The organism is Methermicoccus shengliensis DSM 18856 (assembly GCF_000711905.1).
Taxonomy (GTDB): domain Archaea; phylum Halobacteriota; class Methanosarcinia; order DSM-18856; family Methermicoccaceae; genus Methermicoccus; species Methermicoccus shengliensis.
Map to the genome: position 1 here is coordinate 1 of NZ_JONQ01000003.1, position 7,535 is coordinate 7,535.

Sequence of the window (7,535 nt, forward strand, 5' to 3'; positions counted from 1 at the left end):
TCGCAGTTCAACGAGGGAGCAGACGAGGTGGTGATAAAGGCCAGGGGCAGAGCCATCTCAAGGGCAGTGGACACCGCGGAGGTCGTACGAACGAGGTTTCTACATGGAGTAATGCCAAAGGACATCAGGATATCGACGGAGCATGTGGAGGGGCACAAGGGAGACATGGTGAAGGTGTCCTCGATAGAGATATTCCTCACAAAGGAAGCGGCTGAGGGGGAGTGAGGCGCCCTCGAGACCCTTTCATGCCGAGCCTGGGGGCTCTGGCAGCCGCCCATACACCGATACCAGTCTATCCATCATCCTATCCCACGTGGGCTGGTTGCTCTGGGCGCCCCATCCCTCTATCACGAATGAGGCGACGGTGCTTCCCACCTTTGCAGCACTCACTAAGTCATATCCCCTCTGCAACGCAGTGAACAGCCCACTCCTGTAGCCATCTCCGGCTCCCGTGGGGTCTATCACCCTCGTCCTCACGGCAGGCACGTGCACGCTGCTGCCATCTGTATGCACCATGCTCCCATCCCTGTCCATCGTCACTATTATGGCATGTAGCCGCTCCAGGAGCTCGTCAATGGTGGTGCTCAGCATGCTCAGGATGCGCTCCATCTCGTGTCTGTTGCATATGAGCATCTGGCAGCTCGAGAGCACGGCATCGAGCATCTCTGCATCATAGTTCACGATGTCCTGTCCGGGGTCGAACGACGCAAACTCTGCCATCTGTGCCGCCCTCGCATTGTACATGGGGTGTCCAGTTGCCATGTGGATGGCAGCACTGGGCTTGGGTACCATGTGCTCAAACTCACTGGAGGCTCCCCAGTAGAAGAATGTCATCTGGTCTCCACTCTCATCAGTCATCACATATGCCCTCGATGTGGGCTGCTCGCTCACGTGGAGCTCGAGCCCTATGCCCAGATGCTCGAGATGGCGCATGTAATCTGAGTGCACGAAGTCCCTGCCCACTGCCGAGCGCAGCGTACACCTTCCCCCCAGCTTGGCGATGCCAGTGCATATGTTGGCAGCCCCCCCTCCGTATGCCCTCACACACTCTCGTACGGGCACAGAGCTGTTGGGTGCGGGAAACTCATCCACTCTCATCAAGTAGTCAATGGCAGTGTGCCCTATGATGGTTATGTGCTGCATGCAGGGAGCTGGGTGCCATTGCTCATAATGGTTTTGGCTTTTTACAAAAGCCAGCAAAATAGCACATTAAGGAGGATGGCTGTGCCATCCCCCATAATCCACTCACGTCGGCTTTTTACAAAAGCCGGCAAAATAGCGCATTAAGGGGTGTGGCTTAGCCACACCCCATAATCCACTCACGTGCCAGCTTCGTTAAGCTGCAGCGAAGGGAGCCGCAGGGCTCCCCGTACCTTCCAAAAGCTCTTTAACCTTCGTATGATATGTACCTCCAATGTTTGCCGGACGGCACATCATCTCCACGAGGGAGTTCTCCAAGGATGAGATAGACCACATCCTGAAGGTGGCAGAGCGGCTCGAGCCCTATGCCCTTGGAAAGGAGAAGGCCCGCCTGCTCGCTGGCAGGCTGTTTGCCATGCTGTTCTTTGAACCCTCCACGAGGACGAGGCTGTCCTTCGAGGCGGCAGCCAAGCGGCTTGGGGGGAGCACGATTGGCTTTAGCTCCACCGAGTCCACCTCTGCCGCAAAGGGCGAGAGCCTTGCAGACACCGTGAGGGTACTCTCAGGGTATGCAGATGCGCTCATCATCCGCCATCCGAGAGAGGGGGCGGCGAGGTTTGCGGCTCGGCACTCGAGGGTGCCCGTCATCAATGCCGGCGATGGAGCAGGACACCACCCCACCCAGACACTGCTCGACCTGTACACACTCAGGAAGGAGTGTGGGCTGGAGGGCGTGAGGATTGCCCTCGTGGGGGACCTGAAGTATGGCAGAACAGTGCACTCGCTGGCTTACGCGCTCGCACTGTATGAGGCAGAGATGTTCATGGTGTCTCCTCCGCAGCTGCGCATGCCAGGCCACATAATCACTGACCTCGTGCAGATGGGGGTGCACGTCCACGAGAGCCAGAGCCTCCAGGAGGTGATGGGGGAGGTGGACGCCATATACCTCACGAGGATACAGAGGGAGAGGTTTCCAGACCCCACGGAGTACCAGCGGGTCGCAGGTTCGTACCGGCTCACAGCGAGCATGCTGCAGCATGCAAGCCCACGCACAATCGTGATGCACCCACTGCCAAGGGTGGACGAGATAGCCCCTGACGTGGACAGCACTCCCCATGCCAGATACTTCGAGCAGTCCTCCTATGGGGTGCCCGTCAGGATGGCGCTGCTGTGCTTGCTCACGGGGGTGATTGAGTGAGTGGTGCCGTGCACGAGCTTAAGGTGAAGAGAATCGAGAGCGGTACGGTGATAGACCACATTCCTCCTGGTCAAGCCCTCAACGTGCTGAAGATACTGGGAATTGGGGGCGGCTCCGATGCGGTGGTCAGCATGGTGATGAACGTGGAGAGCTGCAAGGGGCCTGGAAGAAAGGACATCGTGAAGATAGAGAACAGAGAGCTTGCGCCCTCAGAGCTCGACCAGATAGCTCTCATAGCCCCAGATGCGACTGTGAACATCATCAGGGATTACACCGTGGTGGAAAAGCACAAGGTGGTGCTGCCCAAGATGGCAGTGGGGGTGCTAAGATGCGCCAACCCCAACTGCATCTCCAACACCAGCGAGCCCATCGCATCGGAGTTTGTTGTGGAGAGCACACATCCCGTGGTAGTGCGCTGCGTGTACTGTGAGCGCAAGCTCTCGGGAAACCTTGCGGACCATCTGCTGTAGAGCACAGCTGCCGTCCAGCTTGGCTTTTTACAAAAGCCAGCAAAACAGCGCATTAAGGGGGATGGCATGGCATCCCCCATAATCCACTCACGTCGGCTTTTTACAAAAGCCGGCAAAATAGCGCATTAAGGGGTGTGGTTAAGCCACACCCCATTAATCCACTCACGTGCCAGCACAGCTGTCGTCCAGCTGGCATACAGCGCATTAAGGGGTGTGGTTAAGCCACACCCCATTAATCCACTCACGTGCCAGCTTCGTTAAGCTGTTTGGAAGCCCTTGCGTGAGCAGGGAGGAGGCCACATTCTCCCTTGCAACTTTGAAGTTCATGGGGTAATCTATTTCATGAAATACCTCTCTTACTGTATTTTTCATGATAGCCATGCCCCTCCATCTGTTATCCACACGAAGGTCAGCATCGACGACATACCCCCAACAATAAATTTATAGTGCCATGGAAAAAACTGTTTTTCTATCCTATGATTCCAGAGATGTACATACGAGGCACGCAGGTGAATTACTATTTCATCTGCAAAACAAAACTCTGGCTCTTTAGTCACAATATCACTATGGAACAGGAAAGTGATGCTGTGAATCTGGGGAAACTGTTACATGAAGAAACGTTCAGAAGAGATGAGAAAGACGTTCAAATAGGTCCAATTTCCATAGACATCATTCGAAAGGGAGATGTGCTCGAAATACGGGAGGTGAAGAAATCAAAGAGTTTGATGGAAGCACATGTATATCAAACTCTATACTATCTTTACTATATGCATAAATTCGGAATAAAAGCGAAGGGGATACTGTCTTTTCCAAAAAGCAGAGAAAACATAGAGATCAAACTGGGGGAAGAGGAAAAAGAAAAACTGGAGCGCATTCTTGAGGATATACAACGAATTGTAGCTGGAGATATGCCGCCCCCGACGCGCTCCAAAATATGCAAAAGATGTGCATACTTCGAATTCTGCTTCTCATGAGGTGCTGGAGATGAAGAAGAGAAACTATTACATCCTTTCAGATGGGCATTTGAAAAGACACGAAAACACAATTTATTTCGAGAATAAAGATGGGAAGAGGCCAATACCCATCAATACAATCTATGCCATCTACTCATTCGGCTCGCTGACTGTAACCTCTCAATCACTCTCATTATTAGCGAAAGAAGGTGTCTCCGTCCACTTCTTCAACAGACATGGGTTTTACACGGGCAGTTTTTATCCAAGGGAGACTTTAATCTCTGGAGATATGACAGTAAAGCAAGTGCAACACCATCTCGAAGATAAAGAAAGAATGTATATCGCAAAGGCCTTCGTTGAGGGTTCCGTTCGAAATATGGAGAAGGTCCTCAGCTATTATGATATCGATTTCAACACAGATGAATTTCTCGGCATGTTATATGATGCGGGAAATATTCCCGAAGTGATGGGTGTTGAGGCCAGTGCAAGAACTGAATACTATTCGCATTTTGATGGCATCCTCAAGCATTTCAAATTTGAGAGACGCACGAGAATGCCTCCCGAGAATGAAGTGAACGCCATGATAAGCTTTGGCAACTCACTTCTCTATTCCACTGTCCTCTCTGAGATATACAACACCCAGCTCAATCCAACCATCTCCTTTTTGCATGAACCTGCAGAGAGGAGATTCAGCTTAGCGCTGGATATTGCTGAAATATTCAAACCCCTTCTGGTGGATAGGACGATATTTCACCTCGTGAATAAGAGAATTATTAATGAGGATGATTTCACCGGTGAATTGAACGGGGTGCTGCTTTCTGATAGCGGGAGAAGAAAATTCATCTCCGCTTATAACGAGAAGCTGAACACCACCATAAAACACAGGTCGCTCATGAGAAATGTTTCGTATCAGCGGCTCATCAGGTTAGAGTGCTATAAGCTCGTGAAGCACTTCCTTGGAGTCACGAAATACAGGCCCTTCGTCATCTGGTGGTAGCATGTATGTCATAGTGGTGTACGATGTTAGTGTTGATAGGGTCAACAGAGTGAAGAAGTTTTTGAGGATGTACCTCACGTGGATACAAAATTCTGTGTTTGAGGGAGAACTGACCGAAGCGGATTTTGAACGAGTCAGAGCGGGTTTGAAGAAACTGATTGAGGAGGCAGAGGATATGGTTGTCATCTATCGTCTTCAAAGCGAGAGAGCGATGAAAAGAGAGGTCATAGGGACGGACAAATCGTTTTCCGGAGAACTGCTCTGAATTACTCGCAATCCTTATTTGCAAGGTTGATTATTGGAATTTCAGCATGTTGGAGGAATTCGAGAACGACGACGAGAAAATATTCGTGCTGAGGGGTCTGATAGAAATAAGGATTCCCAGGCACATTTACGAAAAGCTTTCGAGGAAACACTCGAGGGAGCACATAATATCTTTCACCGACAGTAAAAGAGTACTCAATCGAATCACTGGCAGGGAGCTCGTTTTTGTTACGAAGGAGAGTGGAATACCTCTCCTGGGCCATTCAGCCTTTGGCATAATAGACAGGGGCACAAACTTGCTGCAGGTTAGATGCATTACGGGCTGTAATCTGAACTGCATATTCTGCAGCGTTGATGAAGGTAGAATGAGCAAGACAAGGAAGACAGATTACATAGTTGATCCAGATTACATGGCCGAGGAGGTTGAGAAGGTTGCTAAGTTTAAAGGTGGTTACATTGAGATTCACCTCGATGGACAAGGAGAGCCTTTGCTGTATCCGTACATGGAGGAGCTTGTCAAGAAGTTGAGTGCACTCAAAGAGGTGAGTGTTATCTCGATGCAGACGAATGGTATACTCCTGAACGAGGAGAAGATTTCGGCGCTCGAAAAATACGTTACGAGGGTAAATCTATCTTTGAGCTCTCTCGATGAAGAAATTGCCAGAAAGCTGCACGGCAGCTACCCACTGAAAAAAGTTATAGAGAATGCTGAAATGATTGCAAACAGCAGGATGGATCTGTTGATAGCTCCGGTATGGGTTCCGGGCTACAACGATGAGGAGATTCCGAAGATTATTGAATTTGCCCTTGAAATTGGGGCTGGAAAGAGATATCCCCCTCTGGGCATTCAGAAGTACATCCCGTATAAATTCGGAAGAAATGTGCGCAAGAGAATGTCATTCAAGGAGTTCTATGAGAAGCTTGCCGAGTTTGAGAAGGAGTATGGTGTGAAGCTGGCACTCAAGCCTGAGGATTTTGGAATGGAGAGAAGGCGGAGAATAGAGAGCCCATTCAGGAAAGGCGACATTTCGAGGGCGAGAATAGTTGCAGAGGGAAGACTTCATGGGGAGAAACTCTGTGTCGCGAGAAATAGAAGTGTTGCAGTGATGACGGATAAAAAAATCGGTGAAGTTGTTAAGTTCAAGGTCACGAGCTCCAAAGATGGAATAATTGTTGCACAATCCATCAAAAGATGAGCACGCGCTTTCAATCCCACATTGGTCTGATTTCAACCATCGAACCAAACGTGTTTGAAGTCCCAGATTGGCTCGCTTTCAATCCCACTTTGGTCTTATTTCAACTTACTATACCGCTCTCACTCACACTTCCAGCTATACTACTTTCAATCCCACTTTGGTCTTATTTCAACTATGATGATGGTGCCACCAGCTCAACCACTGTTCCGGTGGTGGTGTACATGGCAGGAGATGCCAACGGAGATGGCGTCGTGAACATTCTGGATGCTGCCATTGTGGGATTGAACTGGAACAGGAGGGCGTGAGCCCCTCCCATTTTTATGGACAAGCAGCGCGGTATCTGTACTACCATGCATATCTCTCCATGAAGGTCGCTTGAATAGTCAGCATCCCATCAACGGTGCTGACCTGCTGATTCTGTGCTGAGTGCCCCACCCTCTATCGGTTTGCCCATTTTGTGCTGATTTTGATGACATCATCTGCTGATTCTGATCACAGCGTGATGTCATCATGCTCAAAACAGCTATGCGGTGGGCTATCAACAGATGACAGCTATCAACCACTGAGCATAGAACAATACTTAAGTAATGCCACACTCACCCATAATTAGGTGAACGCTGATGGAGGTACTCACAGCGATACTCCACAAAGAGGAGGACATGTATGTGGCAGAGTGCCCAGAGGTTGGCACAGTGAGCCAGGGCAAGACCATTGAGGAGGCTGTAAGCAACCTCAAGGAGGCCACCGAGCTTTACTTGGAGGAGTTTCCGCTGAAGGAGAGAAGTAAGACACTCCTGACAACGTTTGAGGTGGCACTCCGTGCCAAGGCTTAGGAAGGTCTCTGGGGATAAGGTAGTCAAAATCCTCTGCAACAGAATGGGGTTTGAAATCAGCGGAAGAGCTGGCAGCCACGTGAGGCTATCAAAGATGACTCCGGAGGGAAAGGTGGGGACTGTTGTTCCCATGCACGATGAGCTAAAGATAGGAACGCTGAAGGGGATTTTAAGGCTCGCAAAGGTGGATGAGGAGGAGTTTTCCAAGTATCTATAGCTGTCTCTGCCATCATCACCCATTGTGGGCTTCTCCCCGACCAAGCTACTGTAACCACTGAGCTGCTCTATTGCAAGGCAGCCATCTAAACAAGCATCGCTTTCAATCCCACTTTGGTCTTATTTCAACCAACCGTGAGCGTGGTGCCACTGACGCGTATGTGTCGCTCTTTCAATCCCACTTTGGTCTTATTTCAACTCTTCAGCAGACATATCAAAAGCTGTTGCCATTTTAGCTTTCAATCCCACTTTGGTCTTATTTCAACAA

The 7,535-nt window shown here is 50.1% G+C and carries 12 protein-coding genes; 10 read left to right on the forward strand and 2 right to left on the reverse strand.

From position 1 onward, the window contains the following. A partial coding sequence (gene albA, locus BP07_RS00185) for a DNA-binding protein Alba (RefSeq protein WP_042684190.1) occupies positions 1-225 on the forward strand: 225 nt, incomplete at its 5' end. A gap of 18 nt (positions 226-243) precedes the next feature. On the opposite strand, the gene BP07_RS00190 is transcribed toward albA, so the two are convergent. Beyond that, positions 244-1,143 carry a carbohydrate kinase family protein gene (locus BP07_RS00190; RefSeq protein WP_042684194.1) on the reverse strand — a complete coding sequence of 300 codons (900 nt, stop codon included), beginning with the start codon at positions 1,141-1,143 and terminating at the stop codon, positions 244-246. A gap of 271 nt (positions 1,144-1,414) precedes the next feature. Here BP07_RS00190 and pyrB point away from each other — a divergent pair, with 271 nt between their 5' ends. Then, positions 1,415-2,338, forward strand: a complete 924-nt coding sequence (pyrB, locus tag BP07_RS00195) for an aspartate carbamoyltransferase (protein ID WP_042684196.1) — start codon at positions 1,415-1,417, stop codon at positions 2,336-2,338. Then, a complete protein-coding gene (gene pyrI / locus BP07_RS00200; protein WP_042684200.1) occupies positions 2,335-2,808 on the forward strand; it encodes an aspartate carbamoyltransferase regulatory subunit in 474 nt (157 codons plus the stop codon). The genes pyrB and pyrI overlap by 4 nt, the downstream gene beginning before the upstream one ends. 204 nt (positions 2,809-3,012) lie before the next feature. Here pyrI and BP07_RS08690 read toward each other — a convergent pair whose 3' ends face one another. Further along, the gene (locus BP07_RS08690; RefSeq protein WP_157203004.1) at positions 3,013-3,189 is read right to left on the reverse strand and encodes a hypothetical protein; all 177 of its coding nucleotides are present in this window, start codon (positions 3,187-3,189) and stop codon (positions 3,013-3,015) included. Positions 3,190-3,284: 95 nt separating this feature from the next. Between BP07_RS08690 and cas4 the strand changes: the two genes are divergently transcribed. From cas4 to BP07_RS00230, 7 genes are all read left to right on the forward strand, one after another. Continuing rightward, positions 3,285-3,782, forward strand: a complete 498-nt coding sequence (cas4, locus tag BP07_RS00205; RefSeq protein ID WP_042684202.1) for a CRISPR-associated protein Cas4 — start codon at positions 3,285-3,287, stop codon at positions 3,780-3,782. 10 nt (positions 3,783-3,792) lie between these two features. After that, positions 3,793-4,758: a type I-B CRISPR-associated endonuclease Cas1b gene (cas1b, locus tag BP07_RS00210; RefSeq protein WP_042684204.1), complete on the forward strand. Its 966-nt coding sequence runs from the start codon at positions 3,793-3,795 to the stop codon at positions 4,756-4,758. A gap of 1 nt (position 4,759) precedes the next feature. Beyond that, complete coding sequence (gene cas2, locus BP07_RS00215) at positions 4,760-5,023, forward strand: CRISPR-associated endonuclease Cas2 (RefSeq protein WP_042684206.1); 264 nt, start codon at positions 4,760-4,762, stop codon at positions 5,021-5,023. A 46-nt stretch (positions 5,024-5,069) separates the two neighbouring features. After that, a complete protein-coding gene (locus BP07_RS00220) occupies positions 5,070-6,218 on the forward strand; it encodes a radical SAM protein (protein WP_042684209.1) in 1,149 nt (382 codons plus the stop codon). Between the two features lie 215 nt (positions 6,219-6,433). Beyond that, on the forward strand, positions 6,434-6,523 hold the full coding sequence (locus tag BP07_RS09050; protein WP_245597004.1) for a dockerin type I domain-containing protein: 90 nt from the start codon (positions 6,434-6,436) through the stop codon (positions 6,521-6,523). 315 nt (positions 6,524-6,838) lie between these two features. Then, positions 6,839-7,051, forward strand: a complete 213-nt coding sequence (locus BP07_RS00225) for a type II toxin-antitoxin system HicB family antitoxin (RefSeq protein ID WP_042684211.1) — start codon at positions 6,839-6,841, stop codon at positions 7,049-7,051. Further along, on the forward strand, positions 7,038-7,268 hold the full coding sequence (locus BP07_RS00230; RefSeq protein ID WP_042684215.1) for a type II toxin-antitoxin system HicA family toxin: 231 nt from the start codon (positions 7,038-7,040) through the stop codon (positions 7,266-7,268). Before BP07_RS00225 ends, BP07_RS00230 begins: the two co-directional genes overlap by 14 nt. Positions 7,269-7,535 lie beyond the last annotated feature (267 nt).

Bases quoted from the DNA above. Each gene is read 5' to 3' on its own strand.
- pyrB (WP_042684196.1), top strand. From the start codon at position 1,415: ATGTTTGCCGGACGGCACATCATCTCCACGAGGGAGTTCTCCAAGGAT.
- cas2 (WP_042684206.1), top strand. From the start codon at position 4,760: ATGTATGTCATAGTGGTGTACGATGTTAGTGTTGATAGGGTCAACAGA.
- BP07_RS00190 (WP_042684194.1), bottom strand. From the start codon at position 1,143: ATGCAGCACATAACCATCATAGGGCACACTGCCATTGACTACTTGATG.
- cas4 (WP_042684202.1), top strand. From the start codon at position 3,285: ATGATTCCAGAGATGTACATACGAGGCACGCAGGTGAATTACTATTTC.
- BP07_RS00225 (WP_042684211.1), top strand. From the start codon at position 6,839: ATGGAGGTACTCACAGCGATACTCCACAAAGAGGAGGACATGTATGTG.
- BP07_RS08690 (WP_157203004.1), bottom strand. From the start codon at position 3,189: ATGGCTATCATGAAAAATACAGTAAGAGAGGTATTTCATGAAATAGAT.
- cas1b (WP_042684204.1), top strand. From the start codon at position 3,793: ATGAAGAAGAGAAACTATTACATCCTTTCAGATGGGCATTTGAAAAGA.
- BP07_RS00220 (WP_042684209.1), top strand. From the start codon at position 5,070: ATGTTGGAGGAATTCGAGAACGACGACGAGAAAATATTCGTGCTGAGG.